At 57.2% G+C, this 19,384-nt stretch carries 17 protein-coding genes; 13 read left to right on the forward strand and 4 right to left on the reverse strand.

The features are described from left to right. The first annotated feature begins 81 nt into the window (after positions 1 to 81). Together BUE38_RS05795 and BUE38_RS05800 are read left to right on the forward strand one after the other, a co-directional pair. Positions 82 to 1,149 carry a TAXI family TRAP transporter solute-binding subunit gene (locus tag BUE38_RS05795; protein ID WP_073434068.1) on the forward strand — a complete coding sequence of 356 codons (1,068 nt, stop codon included), beginning with the start codon at positions 82 to 84 and terminating at the stop codon, positions 1,147 to 1,149. Positions 1,150 to 1,217: 68 nt separating this feature from the next. After that, positions 1,218 to 3,155: a TRAP transporter permease gene (locus BUE38_RS05800; RefSeq protein ID WP_073434069.1), complete on the forward strand. Its 1,938-nt coding sequence runs from the start codon at positions 1,218 to 1,220 to the stop codon at positions 3,153 to 3,155. Between the two features lie 70 nt (positions 3,156 to 3,225). Here the strand turns inward: BUE38_RS05800 and BUE38_RS05805 are convergent, their stop codons facing one another. Together BUE38_RS05805 and BUE38_RS05815 are read right to left on the reverse strand one after the other, a co-directional pair. After that, a complete protein-coding gene (locus BUE38_RS05805; RefSeq protein ID WP_073434070.1) occupies positions 3,226 to 3,582 on the reverse strand; it encodes a nucleotide pyrophosphohydrolase in 357 nt (118 codons plus the stop codon). 215 nt (positions 3,583 to 3,797) lie between these two features. Beyond that, the gene (locus BUE38_RS05815; RefSeq protein WP_073434071.1) at positions 3,798 to 4,679 is read right to left on the reverse strand and encodes an EamA family transporter; all 882 of its coding nucleotides are present in this window, start codon (positions 4,677 to 4,679) and stop codon (positions 3,798 to 3,800) included. Positions 4,680 to 4,786: 107 nt separating this feature from the next. Between BUE38_RS05815 and BUE38_RS05820 the strand changes: the two genes are divergently transcribed. Further along, the gene (locus tag BUE38_RS05820; protein WP_073434072.1) at positions 4,787 to 5,266 is read left to right on the forward strand and encodes an Lrp/AsnC family transcriptional regulator; all 480 of its coding nucleotides are present in this window, start codon (positions 4,787 to 4,789) and stop codon (positions 5,264 to 5,266) included. Positions 5,267 to 5,810: 544 nt separating this feature from the next. On the opposite strand, the gene BUE38_RS23465 is transcribed toward BUE38_RS05820, so the two are convergent. After that, positions 5,811 to 6,197 carry a GreA/GreB family elongation factor gene (locus tag BUE38_RS23465; protein ID WP_084541751.1) on the reverse strand — a complete coding sequence of 129 codons (387 nt, stop codon included), beginning with the start codon at positions 6,195 to 6,197 and terminating at the stop codon, positions 5,811 to 5,813. 763 nt (positions 6,198 to 6,960) lie between these two features. On the opposite strand from BUE38_RS23465, the gene BUE38_RS05835 reads away from it, so the two are divergent. Continuing rightward, entirely contained in the window at positions 6,961 to 8,046 is a 1,086-nt protein-coding gene (locus BUE38_RS05835) for a TAXI family TRAP transporter solute-binding subunit (protein WP_073434075.1), read from the forward strand. Between the two features lie 132 nt (positions 8,047 to 8,178). On the opposite strand, the gene BUE38_RS05840 is transcribed toward BUE38_RS05835, so the two are convergent. Continuing rightward, the gene (locus BUE38_RS05840) at positions 8,179 to 9,078 is read right to left on the reverse strand and encodes a LysR family transcriptional regulator (RefSeq protein WP_073434196.1); all 900 of its coding nucleotides are present in this window, start codon (positions 9,076 to 9,078) and stop codon (positions 8,179 to 8,181) included. 113 nt (positions 9,079 to 9,191) lie between these two features. On the opposite strand from BUE38_RS05840, the gene mdlC reads away from it, so the two are divergent. The 9 genes from mdlC to BUE38_RS05885 all read left to right on the forward strand — a co-directional run bounded on the left by mdlC (position 9,192) and on the right by BUE38_RS05885 (position 19,286). Then, positions 9,192 to 10,787: a benzoylformate decarboxylase gene (mdlC, locus tag BUE38_RS05845; RefSeq protein ID WP_073434076.1), complete on the forward strand. Its 1,596-nt coding sequence runs from the start codon at positions 9,192 to 9,194 to the stop codon at positions 10,785 to 10,787. 2 nt (positions 10,788 to 10,789) lie between these two features. Continuing rightward, on the forward strand, positions 10,790 to 11,953 hold the full coding sequence (locus BUE38_RS05850) for an alpha-hydroxy-acid oxidizing protein (RefSeq protein WP_084541752.1): 1,164 nt from the start codon (positions 10,790 to 10,792) through the stop codon (positions 11,951 to 11,953). 3 nt (positions 11,954 to 11,956) lie between these two features. Further along, entirely contained in the window at positions 11,957 to 13,108 is a 1,152-nt protein-coding gene (locus BUE38_RS05855) for a mandelate racemase/muconate lactonizing enzyme family protein (RefSeq protein WP_073434077.1), read from the forward strand. Between the two features lie 136 nt (positions 13,109 to 13,244). Further along, positions 13,245 to 14,204: a Bug family tripartite tricarboxylate transporter substrate binding protein gene (locus BUE38_RS05860; protein WP_073434078.1), complete on the forward strand. Its 960-nt coding sequence runs from the start codon at positions 13,245 to 13,247 to the stop codon at positions 14,202 to 14,204. 49 nt (positions 14,205 to 14,253) lie between these two features. Then, positions 14,254 to 14,742 (forward strand): tripartite tricarboxylate transporter TctB family protein, encoded by a 489-nt coding sequence (locus BUE38_RS05865; protein ID WP_073434079.1) that lies wholly within the window; start codon positions 14,254 to 14,256, stop codon positions 14,740 to 14,742. Positions 14,743 to 14,765: 23 nt separating this feature from the next. Then, positions 14,766 to 16,253, forward strand: a complete 1,488-nt coding sequence (locus tag BUE38_RS05870; protein ID WP_073434080.1) for a tripartite tricarboxylate transporter permease — start codon at positions 14,766 to 14,768, stop codon at positions 16,251 to 16,253. 35 nt (positions 16,254 to 16,288) lie between these two features. Continuing rightward, positions 16,289 to 17,752, forward strand: coding sequence for a benzaldehyde dehydrogenase (locus tag BUE38_RS05875; RefSeq protein WP_073434081.1), 1,464 nt, complete (start codon positions 16,289 to 16,291; stop codon positions 17,750 to 17,752). Between the two features lie 155 nt (positions 17,753 to 17,907). After that, positions 17,908 to 18,531: a sigma-70 family RNA polymerase sigma factor gene (locus tag BUE38_RS05880; protein ID WP_084541753.1), complete on the forward strand. Its 624-nt coding sequence runs from the start codon at positions 17,908 to 17,910 to the stop codon at positions 18,529 to 18,531. Next, the gene (locus tag BUE38_RS05885) at positions 18,528 to 19,286 is read left to right on the forward strand and encodes an anti-sigma factor (protein WP_073434082.1); all 759 of its coding nucleotides are present in this window, start codon (positions 18,528 to 18,530) and stop codon (positions 19,284 to 19,286) included. The genes BUE38_RS05880 and BUE38_RS05885 overlap by 4 nt, the downstream gene beginning before the upstream one ends. The last annotated feature ends 98 nt before the right edge of the window (positions 19,287 to 19,384 follow it).

The following is a 19,384-nucleotide window of genomic DNA, read 5'->3' on the forward strand; positions in this document are numbered from 1 at the left end:
AGGACAACAACGCCAACGCCAACGCCAACGCCAACGGACATGGCAATGCCATTTCGGACCCACCAACAAGAAGGCCGAGTCATGACACGATCCACATCACGCTCCACATCACTACAACAACGACAATTCAGTACAGCCCTCTCGAAAATCGACCTCAATCGTCGACAGCTTCTCAAGGCCAGTATCGCAACAGCAGGCGTGGCGATGTTTCCCGGCATTCTTCACGCCGCGCCGGCACGCGAGCTGCGTTGGGGTTCTGCCAGCCTGGGGTCGACCGGGTATATCATCATCGAGGCCCTGGCCCAGGCAGTCCAGCGCAACAGCGAGATGCGCTGTACCACCCTGGCCACATCCGGGGGCGCCGAGAACATGGTCATGGCCGGTCGAGGAGAGATTGATTTCGGCCAGACCACTTCCACTGACTGGCCACCGGCCACGCAGGGCAAACAGCCCTTCCCGGACCCGATCGATGCTCGTCAGGTTTTCGCCTATACGGTGTGGAACATCCCGCTGATCGTACGCAAGGACTCGGACATCCACAGCCTTGCAGATCTCGCCGGGAAACGCGTCATGCCCTCCACTGCGGGCGGCGCCACCGCCATCATGCACCAGACCATCCTTGAAGCCGCGGGTGTCGCCGACCAGGTCGACTGGACATTCGGCTCCTGGAACGACACCTTCAGCGCCTTTCAGTCAGGGGCGGTCGATGCCATTCCCTCGACGCTGACCAATGGCCGCCCTTCTCCGTCTCTCGCAGAGATCGACAACACCGTGGAGTTCCGCGTTCTGCCGACTGATCCGGATGTGCTGACTCGCGCCCAACAGATCAACTCGGGCCTGATCGCCACCACCGTCACGGCGGACCAGTGGGACAAGATCGATGGCGAGATGCTGATACCGGCGATCTCCGGCGTGCTGGCCACTCCGCCCTCGGTAACCGACGACGAGGCCTATGCCGTCTGCAAGGCCATTTTCGACAACCCTGAAGAAGTGCGCCGCGTAGGGGCGCAGCTACAGGACATCAGTGTGGATTTCGCTGTCGAGTATCTGCTGAAGGAGTACCCGGTCAACGCCGGGGCTGCACGCTATTTCAAGGAACAGGGTGTATGGCGAGACGAACTGGTCATCGCCGACCCGGTAAGTGCGTGACTCCACCGTCTACCATGCCCCGTCACCGGGCATGGTAGCTTCATCCTCGACGCCAGAGCCCCCTGACCATGACTCCAACGCTACTGAGCGACAAACGCAGCTACCTGAATACTGCCAACCTGGTCCTGCTGCTGACACTGCTGATGGTGGCTACTCATCTGGCCCAGACCTTCGAGTACTACCTTCCTTCCGGGCAGTTCAAGGCTCTGCACCTGGGACTCGCTCTGCTGATCATCTTCGCCAGTGCCGTCGGCCAGGCACGACACACCCTGGCCCGTGCCATCCTTGCTCTGTGCTTCTGTATAGCGGCTCTGGCCGCGGGCTACGTTCTGGTCGAATACAGCGGCCTGACTACCGAGAGAGTGTTCGGTCCTGAGCCCATGGACGTGGTGGTCGGCTGCCTGCTGATCGCTACCTGTTTGATCGCCGCCTGGCAGCAATGGGGAATCACCATTCCCCTGATCGGAGTGCTTGGCCTGCTGTATGGCTATTTCGGCAACCAACTGCCTACCGATCTGCTCCACCACGGTGGGATGAGCTTCGACCGGCTGGTCTCCTACGCCTCGATCCCGAATTTCCAGGGCGTACTGGGCTCGCTGACCGAGCTCTCCGCAAGCACCATCTTCGTCTTCATGGTATTCGCCGGGCTGCTCAAGTCGACAGGCGGCATCGACTTCATCATGGGCTTCGCCACCAAACTGGCCGGCAACTCCCGTGGCGGCCAGGCCAAGATCGCTGTATTGGCGAGCGCCTTCATGGGCATGATCTCGGGCAGTACCGTGGCCAATATCGCCAGTACTGGCAGCATGACCATACCGACCATGAAGCGCTCGGGCTTCAAGGGGCCCTTTGCCGCTGCCGTGGAAGCCGTCTCTTCCACCGGTGGCCAGATGACACCACCGGTCATGGGGCTGACCGCCTTCCTGATGGTAGGCGTGACTGGACTGGCCTATGACACGGTTATCCTGGCCGCAGCGTTGCCCGCCGCACTCTACTATTTCTATCTACTGCTGGCGGTACACCTTCAGGCCACTCGCGATGGTGTGGAGCAAGAGGCAAACAATGACAAGCGCATCGAGGTACCGCCCGCCAGGGTACTGCTGGCACGCTACGGTCACCTGCTCGTATCGATCGTTGTGCTCGTCTATCTTCTGGTCAGCCGCATGCCGCCACCCTACGCAGCGGCCTATGGCTGCCTCTCGATCATCGTTCTGGAGTTTATCAGCAACGCTATCCGCCAGCGCCACCAACCCCTGCAGGCCTTCAAGGAAGCCGCAGCACGTCTCATCGACGGCTTGCGGGAAGGCGGATTCAGCGGAGCAACCATTGCGGTGATCGTGGCGGTGATCGGCATCTTCGTCGAGGTGCTGACGGCCACAGGCTTCGCTCAGAAACTGTCCTACCTGATGCTCGACTATGCCGATGGGCACCTGGGAATACTGTTGCTGATCGCTGCTCTGGCCTGTCTGGTCTTCGGCCTGGGGCTGCCGACCTCTGCCGCCTACATTCTCGTCGCCCTTCTCACTGCACCGGCGCTGATCGACATGGGACTGAGCGTGATGGCGGCGCATATGTTCGTGCTCTACTTTGCCGTGTTCTCGGCTCTGACGCCCCCCGTGGCAGTCGCCTCGCTGGTTGCTGCGCGCATTGCCGAAGCAAGCTACTTCAGCACTTCCATGCAGGCGGTGAAAATCGGGCTTCCAGGATTCTTCCTGCCCTTCCTGTTCGTGGCAAGGCCGGAACTGCTGATGTTGGAAGGCAGTGTGCTCGAGCGAATCTACGTCGTCGTCATCAGTGCTCTGGCCCTCACGGCACTCAATGTCGCCATGGTCGGCCAGGGCTTTGTACGCACCAGATGGCCTGTACGCCTGCTGCTGGCGGCAGCCGCAATCCTGACGTTGATCCCGGGGGTAACGGGCACGCTGGTCGGCTGCGGTATCATCATCGCGATCCTCGCCGTTCAGCAACGCATGAAGACACAACGAGCTGCTGAAGTATTGCCATAACAGCGACATCGCAGCGGGCCCCAACAATGCTTGTTGTGGCCCGCTGCTGTATCAACAAGCCGTCATTCAATCACTTCTGATACCAGGTGTACTTGCGCGAGCTGCCTCGGACTTCGTCCGCCGGATACTTGGCCGCATTCTTCTGCATCTTGTCCCGGCAGGCCTGCTCGATATCCACGCCCACCTTGCCCGCCAGACGGATCAGGTAAAGCTGAACATCGGCAATCTCGTCACGCACGGCGGCCAGTTGCTCATCATCCAGCGCTCTGGACTGCTCCTCGGTCAACCACTGGAAGCACTCCTGCAGCTCCGCCGCCTCCACCGTCAGCGCCATGGCCAGGTTCTTGGGTGAATGGAACTGATCCCAGTCGCGCTCAGCGGCAAACTGGTTCATCGCGGTATGCAGCTGCTTGAAGGGATCAGACATGCGGGGCTCACCTGGTTCTGCTGGTTTTGATTGCTGAAAGCATGCCTGTTCTACTCCTGCGTATCCAGCCTGAACTCCTCCAAGCCGGCTCGGCACGGTGAACCTCCCGCTGATACATTCGAGGCCATGCCGTTTGAGACTATGCCGTTTGAGACTATGCCGTTTGAGACTATGCCGTTTGAGACCAGACCCTTCGAGGTCAAGTCATTCAAGACCTATATCCCGGCCGGTCTGTGCACGGCAATACCCAGCATGACGAGGGCGATGCCGAGAAGATCCTGCAGCGTTGGAATCTGGACCAGCACAATGGCCGCGATGATCGTCGCCGACGCCGGCAAGAGCGCCAACAGCAAGGCGAATGACGCGCGCGGCAAGCGCGACATGGCAAGCTGGTCACAGGCATAGGGAATCACTGACGAGCAGATTCCAACGCCCATGCCGGCCAGGATCACCAACGGCATACCGAATGCCTGTGCCGCAGCCATGAAACCGACCGGCATGAGCATGATGAAGGCAATGGACATCGCGGCCCCGAGACGCTCGACCCCACGGCTCGCACCACCCTCGGAGGCCTTGTGGCCAAGGATGATGTATCCGACAAACAAGGTGGCATTCAAGGCTGCCCAGAACAATCCGAGCGGATCGGAGGCCCATTTCACGTCGATCAGAATGAGCACACCAATGACGGTCATCACCAGCGCCAGAAGGTTTCGTCTGGTTCTTAGCCCATAGAGCGCCACACCGATGGTTCCGACAAACTCCATCGCTGCGACAAGACTCATCGGCAACCTGTCGAGCGCGAGATAGAAGGACGTATTCATTACCGCCAGACAAGCGCCGAGTCCAATCAGCAACCATCGGGTTCCGGGGTCAGCCTCCCGGATGGTGTTCCAGGGCCTGGTGATTGGAGCAAAGACCAGAGCGGCTGTCGCAATCCGCAACCAGGCGATCCCCAGCACTCCCAACACAGGGAACAGCAAGACCGCAAAGGACGGACCAAGATAGTGGAAGATCGCACTGACGCCGAACCACGCATGCGGTGGTACAGCCTCGGCAGCACGATCAAGCCTCGGCGATCCGGTAACGTCAGGCTTCATGAATGACTCCTCTTCATCACCTATATTATGAAGAGGGAAAACGACGATCTGCATATTTATAGCCAGTTATTCATGAGCAATCTCCATAAACAAGAAAGGCTATTAACGTGAAAACCCTTCGATATAAAAATTACGGCCTGGACGAGATTGATGAGACGATTCTGACGATCCTGGTCGAGAACGGCAGAACGACGACGGCCGAGCTGGCCCGCAAGGTGAACCTGTCATCACCCAGCGTGGCCGAGCGTGTCAGGCGCATGGAGGACGCTGGCGTCATCACCGGCTACAGCGCTTCGATCTCACCTGAAGCCATCGGGCTGCCAATCGCGGTTTGGCTCCGAGTACGCCCGGTCCCCGGAGAAATGCAGAGAGTAGCGGAGATCCTCAAGGGGATTCCCGAAATCACGCAGTGCGACCGCGTGACAGGAGAAGACTGCTTTCTGGCCCGTGCCCACCTCGCCTCCATCGCGGACATGGAGCGAGTGATCGACCAGATCGTGCCCTATGCGATGACCAACACATCCATCATCCAGTCGTCCCCCGTGGAGAAAAGGTTGCCGCCGTTGCCCGGTACTAGCCGACAATGAACGGAAGTATGTCCTGGTTTCAGATCGAAAGGGCCTGTTCGATCACTGGCCCCCATGCTGGGCGGTTGGGCTCACCAGGCCAACGGCTGTCAGGAGTGCTGAGAAACCTGAAGACATCGCAGCCAGACCGTCCTTTCGCTATGGTCGCGTTCTACGTCATACCTGCAAATGGCCCCGGTACGCCCAAGGAGCCAGAGGAACAGCGGACCCATGCGAAGCGCAAAATCATTCCCGCAAAGGGGCTACATCAAACGCAGCTGCAGCACAGCGCTTCCGTGATGTATCGGAAGAAAGTCACCGACAGCGATAGACTGGGTATATTGACTGGAGCTCATTTCATGAATATGCCCACCGTCAGGCGGGCATTTCTACAACATTAATTTTTTTCCTTTTCTTTCTTTTCTCTGCGCTTTTCCTTCAGCGTCTTCTGTGGCTTTTTCTTTTCCTTCTCTTTACTCATACAAACCTCCTCGATATAACCCAGGCACTTCCGCATGTGCACTGGAGGCCTACTTAATCCTGGCTTTATCCAGGCGCGGGAAATTTATTGTACGTAAATGATACGCACCTTCCTTTCAAACCCCATGACTACCACTTTCACAACATCTCCTACTCTCGAGGAAAGCAGCGCTGATCCGAGAGGTGAAAAAATGGAAATAAATCCATAGTGTGGTTTCGCCTTGTCAGGCGCGGTTAATGTATAAGTACGACGTTCCCCTGTAGACAAGTCCACGATACGGATAACTTTATCTACAGATACTACACCAGGATCACTTTCTCCACCGGCTGCCAGCCGTTCAACTTTCTCAATGACAGATGCGTAATCTATCGACCGTCCCCGAAAGAAGAAAGGGTGGCACATGCTCTTGGATAAAATCCTGTCAATTGAACGATTTGCAGAAATAACTCGACACCTTAAAGACACAGTCATGCCTCAAGAAAAATCCCCATGCACGCATGGAAATATTTTAGTGATACTTTCTATCCCAGATGCTTACAACCATACCTCGTAAAAAATAAAAGGCAAGCCCAAGAGGTGAAAGCATAGAAAAAGCAAAGATTTCCACAAGAAAAACAAGTTCAGAAAAAACACTGCAAACATCGACAAAAAGCATTATTTTTTCGAATAAGCCCCAGGCCACGAAATTCCCCCTTAGGTAGCGAGTCCGCTCAATGGGGGTTGAGCTGCCTACTACCGGTTTTTTTAAATGTGGAAAAGTAGAAATCCCACTGGGTAGGAATTACCGCGTCAACGCACCCCGCTCGTGATCAACATCACAGCGAAGACGAAATGCCCCTGTTTTCTCCCTCTGGTTACCGGTACCGGATGTATTCGGGGAGACACACAGCCTGGAGACTGGCAGGTCCGTTCTCCGTTGTCGTTGCGAACTCAGCGACCTGTAACCACCATGCCCTAACCCCCTGTCCAATTCGAACCACCAGCGACCGATACCCCCCTTAAAGGAACGAGCGAAACGCTCGACATCAGGTACGGCACGATCATGCACAGAGCACGGTCCGGGGCAAGGTGCCGCTGCAGCCAGGCGTCAACCAGAACCGAACCTGGTGTTGACTCACTGGAGCTGGGGTTTCGCTTTCAGACCTTCGCTTTTGTGTCGTGATTCCTTGGCCCCCTTTCAACGGGGGCCTAGACTCAACATCAGGGAACGCCACTATGTCCCAAGGAGATCGCGATGGGTATCCCGACGCTCATTTCTCAGCGCCTCAGCCAACTGACAGGTTCCGTACTGCTGGCAACCCTGGTTCTGGGGCCTGCTGAAGCTGCCTCGGTGGACACTCCGCTGGTGATTGCCACCGCCAGTCCCACCGGGGTCTACCACATCACCGGTCGGGCCCTGTGTCGGCTGATGCAGGCCCCCTGCGAAGCTCGTCCTTCCGATGGTTCCATGGACAATCTCCAAGCCCTGCGCGTCGGGGAAGTGCCCTTCGCCCTGGCTCAGTCGGATTTGCAGTACCATGCGGTGTCAGGAATAGAGGGGTTCGCCGAGGCAGGCCCCGATGAGAGCCTACGCGCCCTCTTTTCGGTGCATAGCGAGCCCTTCACCCTCGTGGCACGCCGAGACGCTGACGTGGAAACCTTTGATGAACTGGCGGGACGCTCGGTGAATATCGGTAACCCGGGCTCCGGCCAGCGTGCCACCATGCTGCAGCTGACCGCCGCCCAGGGCTGGAGCCTCAGCGACTTCGCATTGGTCAACGAGCTCCCCGCCGACCAGCAGTCACTGGAGCTATGTCACGGCAACATCGATGCCATGGTCTACACAGTGGGTCACCCGGATACTTCCATCCGCCAGGCCGCCGATCTCTGTGATGCCGTACTGGTGGATGTCGAAGGGCCCGCCGTCGACGCCCTGCTGGAAAGCACTCTCTACTACAGCCGGGCAACCATCCCCGCTGGACTCTATTACGAAGACCAACCCGAGATCACCACTTTCGGCGTGCGAGCTACCCTACTGGCCAGCGAGAATACTGACCCGGATCTGGTCTATAAACTGGTCTCCGCGGTATTCGACAACTTCGAGCGCTTCACCGAGTTCCACCCGGCCTATTCGGTACTGGCACCCGAGACAATGATCGAGGATGGCCTCTCCGCGCCACTGCACGAAGGGGCCCTGCGCTACTACCGGGAACAGGGCTGGATTGAATCCACCGCCTCATCGGAGAAGCCAGCCACGGAAGGCGGTGCTGCAGACGAGACGAATACCGATGCAATAGAAGCCATGAAGAACGACACCGGCGGCCCTGTGGAAGATGGATGACCTGAGCTGGAGTGACGGCTGACCGAGCCCCCAGGCTCCTCCATGGATACTGCTCCAGATAATGTCCTTGACCATATAATACTTGTCTATATGAAGCCCCATCAAAAGAGGCACAAAACAGCACCGTAAAACTTACAGGACTTCCAGAACCCGGCGCATCGTATGACACAGCCATTGCTGTTCACTTGAGTCCCCCAGCTTGTTTTCCCAATACACTCCCACTTCAAACGTCGGGAGGTCGAAAGGTAACGCCATCACTCGCATCTCCCCATTTTCCGCAAACATGCCAGCGACTCTACTGGGTAGACAAGCAACCAGCTCACTACCAGGTATAATACTCGGCAAGGCGGAAAAATGAGGTATATTCAGCGCCACATGCCGTGATACTTCCAATTTTTTCAGCATCTCTTCAACCATCGAGTGCCCTGTGGTATGCGACACACTGACATGGCTCTCACCGAGAAATTTATCCAGCGTCATCTTACTGCCAATTCGTGGATGCTTCGCACAGACAAGACATGAATAAAACTCCTCGAAGACGGGCAATGACTGAACCTTTCCTTTAAGGAAGGTCAGATTTCCGACGGCTGCATCAATGCGACCTTTCAACAGCCACTCTTCTACCTGGCCCACTTCCATGGGGACAACATCTATGGAAACCTTTGGCGCCAGCTCACGAAAAGCTTTCATGAGGATGGGAAGGAGAAATATTTCCCCTAGATCCGACAAGGCAATTCTAAAGGTCCGCCTCGACTGCGATGGATCAAATTCCCTTGTTGAAGAAATTGCCAATTCAATATTCATTACAGACACACGAAACACCTCATACAACTTATCCGCCGAATAAGTTGGCTGCATTCCATCTCGAGTCCTATGAAACAAGGGGTCATTGAGCAATGACCTGAGCCTGGACAGCGAATAGCTGACCGATGGCTGTGTCAGATGAAGCCTTTTCGCAGCAGCGCTGACGCTCCCCGTCTCATGGATGGCGAGAAACACCTTGATGAGATTCAAGTCGACCTTGGAGGCCATTCGAGCACCGTAGATATAGATGAGATCTATAATGAGTAGCAAAAACTATCTATTTGCTCAAATAAACCCACGCAGCTAGCTTAAGGAAAAACACAAAAACCGAGGCAGCTCTGGTGGAAAATCAGTCGACAACAACTGTTAAAGATTCTGTTTATCAGATACTTAGAGAAAATGGAATTTGCAAGGTATTCGGCAACCCCGGTTCCAATGAGCTCAACTTCCTGAAGGATTTTCCTGACGACTTCGAGTACATCCTATGCCTGCATGAAGGCGTTGCGATTGGTATGGCGGAGGGCTACGCCCAGGCTTCCGGGCTCCCCGGCTTCGTCAACCTGCATGCGGCAGCAGGCACCGGGAATGCCATGGGTGCCTTGAGCAATTCCGTAAACTCCCATGTACCTCTGGTGGTCACCGCCGGTCAGCAGGCCAGGACGATGGTCTATTCCGACCCTCTGCTGAAGAACTCCGCTGCCAGCATGCTGCCCTTGCCTCTGGTAAAAGACAGCTACGAACCCTTGAGTGCTCAGGAAGTCCCCCACGCCATCAGCCGTGCCCTGCACTGTGCCATGTCACCAGCCAGAGGGCCGGTTTATGTATCCATTCCCTACGATGATTGGGATAAACACATAGCCGATGATGCTCGCCTTCTGAGTACACGTAGAGTCGTCCACTTCGGCGCACCAGGCATCGATGATATCCAGCCGCTACTGGATGCCCTGGAACAGGCCAGCAGCCCAGTACTGGTTCTCGGCCCAGAAGTCGACGCCCAGTGTTGCAACCACAAGGCCACGCAACTCGCCGAGCAGCTACATGCGCCGGTATGGGTGGCCCCTTCCGCACCTCGATGCCCCTTCCCGACCAACCATCGCTGTTTTGCAGGAATACTCCCGGCGGGTGAGGCAAGTCTCGCGCAGAAACTGTCGGACCACGACCTCATCGTGGTGATTGGCGGACCCGTGTTCCGCTATCACCAGAATGATCCCGGCAATATTCTCCCGGATGGCGCACGCCTGATTCTGGTAACCGGTGATGCTCAGGAAGCCGCGCGAGCTCCGGTTGGCAACGCCATCGTGGCGAATGTCGATGCAGTGCTCTCTTACCTGCTTGAGCATGGTGTGCGAAAAACCGGCGACTGCCCGGACTTCCGCAAGCCGATTCAGCGCCATGAGATCGACCAGAGTCCACTCCAACCCAGCGCCATTTTCGATATCGTGGAATCCATCGCACCGCGCAACACCACCTACCTGAACGAGGCGACTTCCACCATTGCCACCCTGTGGGAACGAGTCACCATGGTGGAGCCCGGCAGTTATTACTTCGCAGCAGCGGGAGGACTGGGTTTCGCCATGCCCGCGGCACTCGGCGTAAAGCTCGCAAACCCGGACAGGCCTGTCGTGGCCTTCATCGGTGATGGATCCGCTCACTACAGCATTACCGCCCTCTGGACAGCGGTGCGATACCGACTGCCCGTTGTCTTCGTCATCATCAACAACAGTGGCTACGGTGCTCTCAAGTGGTTCAGCCACCAGTTCAAGACACACAACGTACCAGGCATTGAAATTGAAGGTGTCGACTTCGTTCGCCTCGCCGAAGGTTACGGTATGAAGGCACTCAGGGTGTCGACCTGCATTGAATTCTCTCAGGCATTCGACAGCGCTATTTCCGACGCTTCTCCAGTGCTTATCGAAGCCATGATAGAGAGTGTCTGACCATGCATCGTTTGAAGAACATCCACAATATCAACGAAATGCGAAGTGGCGCTCGCTCTCGTTTACCTCGGCTCGTCTTCGACTATCTGGAAGGAGGAGCCGAGGACGAACACAACCTGTCCGACAACATCACTTCCTTCGACCACTGGAAATTCAAACCACGTCGGCTGACGGACCTGACGACAGTAGATACCTCCACCCATATTCTCGGCAGCCCCGCCTCGTTCCCCGGAGTGATGGCACCAACCGGGCTCAATTCATTGTTCTGGCCCAATGGTGATATCGCTCTGGCGAAGGCAGCCGCCCGCGTGGGCATTCCATTCGTGCTCTCGACAGCATCCTCCGACTCGCTGGAGGCGGTCGCCGAACAGGTAGACGGAGAGCATTGGTTTCAGCTTTATGTGATCGAGAAAAGCCTGGCTCAGAGCCTGGTGCGTCGTGCCAGAGATCTCGAGTATCGCAAGCTCGTCATCACCACTGACGTGGTCGTCAATGGCAAGCGCGAGCGCGATCTACGCAACGGCTTCGGTCTCCCCATCCGCTACAACCTGAAGACCATCCTCGACGGGCTGACCCATCCAGCCTGGGCACTCGACTTCCTGAAAAATGGCACGCCACAGCTCGGGAATCTCGCCGACCGTGACGCCCTGTCTCCCGAAGCCCGCGCAGCACTACTCAGTCGCTCCATGGATGCGGGATTCACCTGGGACGACGTGGCGAGAATACGAGACCTCTGGCCGGGCCAGATCATCCTCAAGGGGCTGCTGCATCAGGACGATCTCGATAAGTGCCAACGCTACGGAATCGAAGGTGTAGTGCTGTCGAATCACGGTGGCCGCCAGCTCGACACGACGGTCTCGACAATCGATGCACTGGCAAGTCTCGATACCAGAAACCTCAACGCTGATGTGCTGATCGATGGCGGAATTCGACGTGGACGTGATATCGCCAAGGCCTGCGCGCTAGGCGCGAATGCCACTCTGATCGGGCGTGCAGCGCTATACGGCCTTGCGGCCGGGGGAGAAGAAGGCGCCTTCAAGGCACTGAGTATTCTCAAGGATGAGTTCGAGGGCTGCATGAGCCAACTGGGTTGCTCAACGGTCTCCGAACTAGAAGGAAATCTTGTAGAAAACTCCAATCAACAAGCCACCATCCAGGAAGATTGAATAATGAAAATTGCAGAGATCAAGGCCACCGCAGTCAACGTACCAGCAGAGTTCAACTCATGTGGGAAGCCAAGGAAGGCGACACTGGGCATCTGTGTGGTGGAAGTGACTACCGACGACGGGCTGGTCGGTGTGGGCATGACGGCGATCACTGAAGAGGAAGTCATCGCCTTTACCATCAACAACATCGTGGCCCCCGCCATCATCGGCGAAGACCCTATTTGTACCGACAGGATCTGGAACAAGCTGTATTGGCTGATGACACCTCGAGGCCAATCAGGATACGCCTGCCACGCCATCGCAGCGGTCGATATTGCTCTGTGGGACATCAAGGGACAAGCCCTGGGCCAGCCCGTCTGGAAACTCCTTGGCGGCGCCCGGGACAAGGTGGCCACCTATGCCACCATCGGCTTCGACTTCTTCGACAACGACCAATTGGCAGATGTAGCCCGCACCTGGCAGGCCGAGGGATTCAACAAATTCAAGATGGTGGTGGGTCATAACGCCCTCAAACGCCGAGATGAGCCCAGGCCGATACTGGACGCATTGCGTAATGACATTCGCCGCGTAGAGACACTCAGGGAAACCGTAGGCAAGGATGCCGAAGTCTTCATTGACGCCAACTGCAACCTCGACCCCTATCATGCGGCCTGGCTGGCCGAACGCCTCGAAGGTTATGACATCTCCTTCTTCGAGGAGCCCATTATCGGCAATGATCCGCAACAGCTGAAACAACTACGAGCACGCACCCGCATACCGCTGGCGGGTGGGCAGAATGAAGGCCAGTCCTCCAAGTTCAAGCAACTCCTGCTCAACGAATCGCTGGATATCCTGCAACCCAATGTTGCCATCACTGGTGGCTACACCCAATGCGCCAGGATCGCCGGTATGGCCGAAGCCTTCAACACCGGAATCGACAACGGTGGCGCCTGGCCCTTCCATAACCTCCATCTCCACGCCGGAGTCCGAAACGGCGGCATGGTGGAGTACCACATTTTCGCCGTGAAGTGCCTCGAGCAGATCTTCGATGGATTGCCGAAGCCAGAGAACGGGCTGATCCATGCCCCGAGCAACCCCGGCCTCGGCTTCACCCTGAATAAAGATGCTCTGAAGGAACTCGCCAGAATGCCCACATCTCGCGGGCTGGGTAAGTGATCAAAGCGCCTGTTTTCTGCAATACGCGAACTCGTAATACGCGAGCCCATATAACACCGACTCGTGCGACATCAACTCGAATTACGCCAACTCAATAGCAGCTCAATAGCAGCTCCATAACAACAGGAACAGCATCATGAAGAGACTGACAATAATACTCATGACCTCTCTAGCGCTGTCATCGACTTCCGTGAGCTACGCTGCGGACGACTACCCCTCCAGCCCCATCAAGCTGATCGTGCCTTTCGGCGCAGGTGGGGGAACAGACGGCCTGGCCCGCGCCATCCAGCGAACCATAGAACAGGATGACCTCCTTCCGGTGCCTTTTGTCGTGGTCAACGCGGATGGCGCTGCCGGCGCCGTCGGCACTCGCCAGTTGCTGGCTTCGGACCCCGATGGCTACACCATCCTTCAGATCCACCAGGAAATGTTCGCCGCGTCAGCCATTGGCCGAGTGGACTACACGCCAGCAGACTTCGAGCCCATTATCCAGGTCAGTGAAGCCTGCATGTTTGTCGCTGTCAGCGAAGATTCTCCCTATACCAATCTCGATGAAATGTTCAGCGGTATCAATGAAGCGCCAGACAGCTTTCGTCAGGCAGACGATATTGGTGGTGCCACTCACTTTCCTTCCGTACAGCTGATGAAAGCGGCGGATGTGCAGTGGCCCGTCGTTCCGGTGGGGGCCACCTCAGCCCGGTTTTCATCTTTACAGGGCGGCTTTACCAATATGGCTCTGCTCTCGCCCCTGTGGCTGGAGCGCGCAGCAGGCAAGGTTCGTCCCCTCGCCGTATTGGGTGATGAGCGCTATGACTCTGCTCCCGATGTCCCGACAGCTGCAGAGCAGGGCTACGACGTCACCGCGTGCCTAAACCGTCGATACTGGGCGCCATCGGGCACGCCCCAGGAGAACATCGATGTACTGGCAGATGCCATCGAGGCTGCGGCGAATACCGATGAAGTGAAGGAATACCTGGCCGAGTCCGGCGAGACACTGAAGATCGTCAGAGGTGAGGAGCTGCGCACACTCGTTGATGAAGAGTACGCAACCTTCGTTGAGGTCGCCGATATCGTCAAGGGCACCCCTACCAACTGATCAGTAAGCGGGCTACGGCCCGCTTATGCCGACTTGTCCGGAGTGACCAATGACAAACCTATTCAGACTCCGCTATGAGATCAGCTTTCTTTTCATTGCTCTGATGATGGGAATACTGGCGTTCAGCAGTGCAAGAGAGCTTCCCGAACCAACCTTCGAACCCATGGGTTCAGCAGCCTTCCCGAGCGCCATTGCCACGGTGACTGTGCTGCTTGTCTTGCTGAAATCTCTGCAATTATTTGTTACCCCACAAGCACGCGAGGAGAAAGAGAACGAGAAAGAGAAAGAGAAAGAGAAAGACAGCTCACGATTCACAAGATCGTTGGTCATGTTGTCACTACTCGTCGCCTTCGTCGCGATGACCCATTTTCTCAATCTGGCATGGTGGATCAGTACATCACTGTTTCTGATGGCGGCCATGTCTTTCCTGAAAAAGCCTGCCGGGGTCACTCCCCTCATCATCCGGTGTCTGGTGATCGTGGCCTTCTCCCTGATACTGGACTACATCGCCACTCAGGTTTTGTACCTTGACCTGTAATCAAACACCAACAGGTGCAGATCATGATTAGCGCATATATGGAAGTCTTCTCGTTCTCCGGAATGCTATGGGTATTGCTTGGCACCGTCGTGGGAATACTGATTGGATCGATTCCGGGTCTATCCGGCGCGATGGTAATTGCACTGACATTGCCTGCCACCTACTTCATGCAGGCATCAGACGCCCTGGTGCTTCTGGTGGCCATGTATATCGGCTCTACTACCGGCGGATTGATCAGCGCAACGCTCATGCGCATGCCGGGAACGGAGTCAGCGATAATGACCACACTCGACGGTTTCCCCATGGCCCAGAAGGGTGAGCCTGCTCGAGCTCTCGGACTCGGGGTGGTTGCCTCCTTCGTTGGAGGCATGGCCGCGTGGCTGGTCCTTGCGACCATCTCACCGCTGCTTTCAACGCTGGCCGTGCGTTTCGGTCCCTACGAAATCTTCTCCATGGCGGTCGTTGCACTCACCCTGATTGCCGCTATTTCAAAGGGCAGTTTCATCAATGGGCTACTGGCTGCCGCACTCGGAGCCATGTTCTCACTTCCAGGTATCGACCCCGTATCCGGAGCACTGCGCCTCACCTTTGGCGTTCCAGCACTGGATAACGGCTTCACCTTGCTGCCCGTCATGCTCGGGCTCCTGGTGCTCAGCCAGGTGTTGATCGATAGCGGCAGTACTGGCGATCGCCTGATCCAGAAGAGTGACAGCTCCAATAAAGTGACCATCAAGATCAGGGATCTGAAAGACAACGTCTGGAACGTCATCAGATCGTCCATCATCGGGACATGGATCGGCATTCTCCCGGGAGTGGGTGGCACCACGGCCTCGATTGCCTCCTACTCGACTGCCAAGGGATTCTCGAAGGATTCCTCGAAATTCGGCACAGGTTGCAGTGAAGGTATCGTGGCCGCGGAGAGCGCCAACAACGCGGGATCAGTGGGAGCGCTGGTGCCGCTTATCACCCTGGGTATTCCCGGGTCGGTCGTTACCGCCATCCTCCTCGGCGCCATGGTCATTCACAACCTGAATCCGGGCCCGCTTCTCTTCGCCCAGAATCCGGAAGTGGCCTACACCATCATCGCCGGTGCGCTGGCCGCCAACCTGGTCATGCTGGCAGTGATGTGGTTCGCCACGCCGCTCATCTCACGCATGATGTATATCGACAAGGCCTGGTTGCTTCCGCCTATCGTGATCTTCTGCTTCATCGGCGCATTCTCGGTATCCGGGCGGATCTTCGATGTCACTGCAATGATCGGATTTGCATGCCTGGGTTACCTCATGTCTCGCGCCAGAATCCCTCTTGGTCCCTTCATCATCGCCTTCATTCTGACGCCGATGGCCGAGGAGAACCTTCGTTCCGGACTGGTTGTCTACGGCAACAGCTACCTACCACTGCTGACACGTCCGGTGCCCCTGTTCTTCATTGCCGTCTCGTTGATCACCGCTGTGTGGGCGGTCTGGTCGGAAATCGGACACACCCGTAAGGTCAACGTTCCTCAGTCCTGAGCGACCCCACCAATTCCTTGATGGAGCCAACAGCAATGAGCACTTTCTTCAACGCGGAAACCTACAGCAACAGGATCTACCTCAATGACTGGCGCGAATCTCGGGGCGGAACCAGCGATGTCGTCGAGCCAGCGACAGGCAAGGTGCTCGCTCGCACCGCAATAGGTAACAGCGAGGACATCCGCGAGGCCATCGTAGAAGCCAAGGCTCAACAGCCCGCATGGGCACGCCTGCCCTTCGATCAACGAGCTCGTATTCTGCGGCGCGCGGCCGAGCTCCTTCTCGAGCACAGGGACACCTTCATCGAATGGAACATCCGCGAATGCGGCTCCATTGTCCCCAAGGCTGAAGCCGAGCTTCACTCCACCCATGAACAGCTGAACATGGCCGCGGCCATGACCATGCAACCCGATGGCATCACCCTGCCATCGAGCATGCCCGGACGACGCAACACCTGTCGGCGAGTTCCGTTGGGTGTCGTCGGTGTCATCACTCCCTGGAATTTTCCTCTGCTGCTGGCCATGCGCTCGGTGGCTCCAGCTATCGCGGTGGGCAATAGCGTGGTGCTGAAGCCAGACCATCAAAGCGCAGTGACCGGTGGATTGCTCATTGCCAGACTGTTCGAGGAGGCGGGTCTACCCGCCGGCGTGCTCCAGGTAATACCGGGGGGCGCTGAAGCAGGCGAAGCGTTGGTAACACACCCGCTGACAGCCATGATCTCATTCACCGGCTCAACCGCCGTCGGCAGAAAAATCGGCAGGACCTGTGGTGAGTTGCTCAAGAAATCCGCCCTGGAGCTCGGCGGCAACAATGCCTTCATCGTGCTGGATGATGCAGACATCGATGCAGCGGCATCCCACGGCGCCTGGGGTGCCTACCTTCATCAAGGCCAGATCTGCATGCAGTCCGGCAGGCACTTTGTCCACCACAGCGTGGCCGAGGCATACATCAGCAAGCTGGCCGAGCGCGCCGAGAGACTAACGGTTGCCGACCCGTTTCTCGGTACTGCGGATATCGGCCCGCTGATCAATGCACAGCAGTTGGAAAAGCTCGACATGGCCGTTACTGCATCGATCAATGATGGCGCTCGGCTGGTCACGGGCGGCCACAGCCACGGTCAATTCTATCGCCCCACAGTGCTCAGCAACGTCAGTATCGATATGCCCGCATTCCAGCAGGAACTGTTTGGCCCCGTTGCTCCAGTAACCACCTTTCATGATGAAGAAGAACTGATCGAGAAAGTTTCTGCATCATCCTACGGGCTCGCTGCAGCCATCCACTCCAGCTCTATTGGACGGGCGCTGGACCTGGCGGAAAGAATCCCGGCGGGCATGATCCACATAAACGATCAAACCGTGAACAATGAGTTCCAGGTGCCCTTCGGTGGCTTCGGGGACTCGGGAAATTCAGGCAGATTCGGCGGCCCAGCCAACCTCGAAGAGTTCACACAATCACAATGGGTAAGTCTGATGAATACGCCCCGGACGTATCCCTTCTAGAGGGCCGACCAAAACCTGAACAGACCCGCGACATGCTGCCGATGCTGGGGGAGATGCTGCAGGCTCCCCCAGTGCAATCTTGACCAATACGCACCAGAGACAGCACTCTACCTCGACCTGGACGACTTTGCGGTCCATTCATCAGGAACTCCTGCATGACCGACGCATCCGGTTCTTCCGCTGCACGACAGGACGCCCCCAGCCGTTCAGCGCCGACAGCCGATATTGCCAGGCTCAACGACCTGCTCCAGCGTGTGGCACACAAGGACCGCGATGCCTTTGCCCTGCTCTACGCAACAACATCCGCGAAACTCTTCGGCACGGTGCTGCGTATCTTGAGCAACAAGGGATTGCAGAATCATCGCGGACTCGCGGAAGACATCGTCCAGGAGGCCTACGTCAACATCTGGCAGAAGGCCGCCCAGTTCGACGCCCGCAAGGCCTCACCGATCACCTGGCTGGTAACCATTGCTCGCCATGGCGCCATCGACTACCTGCGTCGCCAACCCGCCAGCCAGCCGGAAGGCGATGACGTCCTGAACCAGACCGCCTCCAGTGACCCCGGCGCCCAGGCACATCTCGAGCATCAGCAGGACGCCCAACGCCTGTACCAGTGTCTGGATGAACTGGAGCGGGATCGTCGCGAGATGGTACGACTCGCCTATCTGGATGGCTGGTCACGGGCCGACCTGGCCACACAGTTCAACCAACCGGTGAATACCATCAAGACCTGGCTGCATCGTGCGCTCAAGCAACTCAAGGGGTGTTTGTCATCATGAACGAACACGACGATCTCGACATGCTGGCCGCAGAATTCGTGCTGGGCACACTGGATTCCCGCGAACGCGCGCTGGTTGAACAGCGACGCCAACAGGAACCCGAGCTGGAGGCCTTGATCGAGCTCTGGCAGCAGCGTCTGGCGCCGCTCGGTGACGAGGTACAGGATATCGTCCCCGGCCCTGGATTGCTGGCACGCATCGAGCAGCGCATCGAAACACTGGAGAACGGCACCCAGCAGCCGACAACCAGCACTCGCGAAGAGGACAACCGTGTTGTCGCGCTCCACAAACGCCTCAGATTCTGGCAGTGGAGCACCGGGCTGACCTCCGCTGCAGCACTGGTGCTGGTGGGCGTTCTGCTTGCCCAGATCCTGCAGCCTTCGACACCACAGTCCTTCGTGGCCGTCTTCCAGCAGAACGACCAGCAACCGGCCTTCATGCTCACCGTCGATCTCGAGAGCCGTCAGTTACAAGTTCAGGCGGTAACTGCCGAGCCACTTTCCGGCCAGTCCTACCAGCTCTGGATCAAGGAGCCATCTCTTGGCCCGAAACCGCATTCCGTGGGCGTACTGACCGACGATATGAGACTCCAGAGCACCGCACTTCAAGAGTACGACCCGGACCTGCTCAGGAACGCGACCTTCGGCATCAGCGTCGAGCCGGAAGGCGGCTCCCCCACCGGACAACCCACTGGCCCGGCCATACACGGCTACCTCTACTCCACTGCCGACGAGGATGGCCAACACAGTCTGTAGATTTTTTCACCATGGCTGAAACCTTCCGGGATTTCTCTCGTAGCTACGGGCACACCCATCGAAAACCACTTCAATCAGATGGGTCGTGCCCTCAAAGC

It is taken from the genome of Halomonas cupida (genome assembly GCF_900142755.1).
In the GTDB taxonomy this organism is placed as follows: Bacteria; Pseudomonadota; Gammaproteobacteria; order Pseudomonadales; family Halomonadaceae; genus Halomonas; species Halomonas cupida.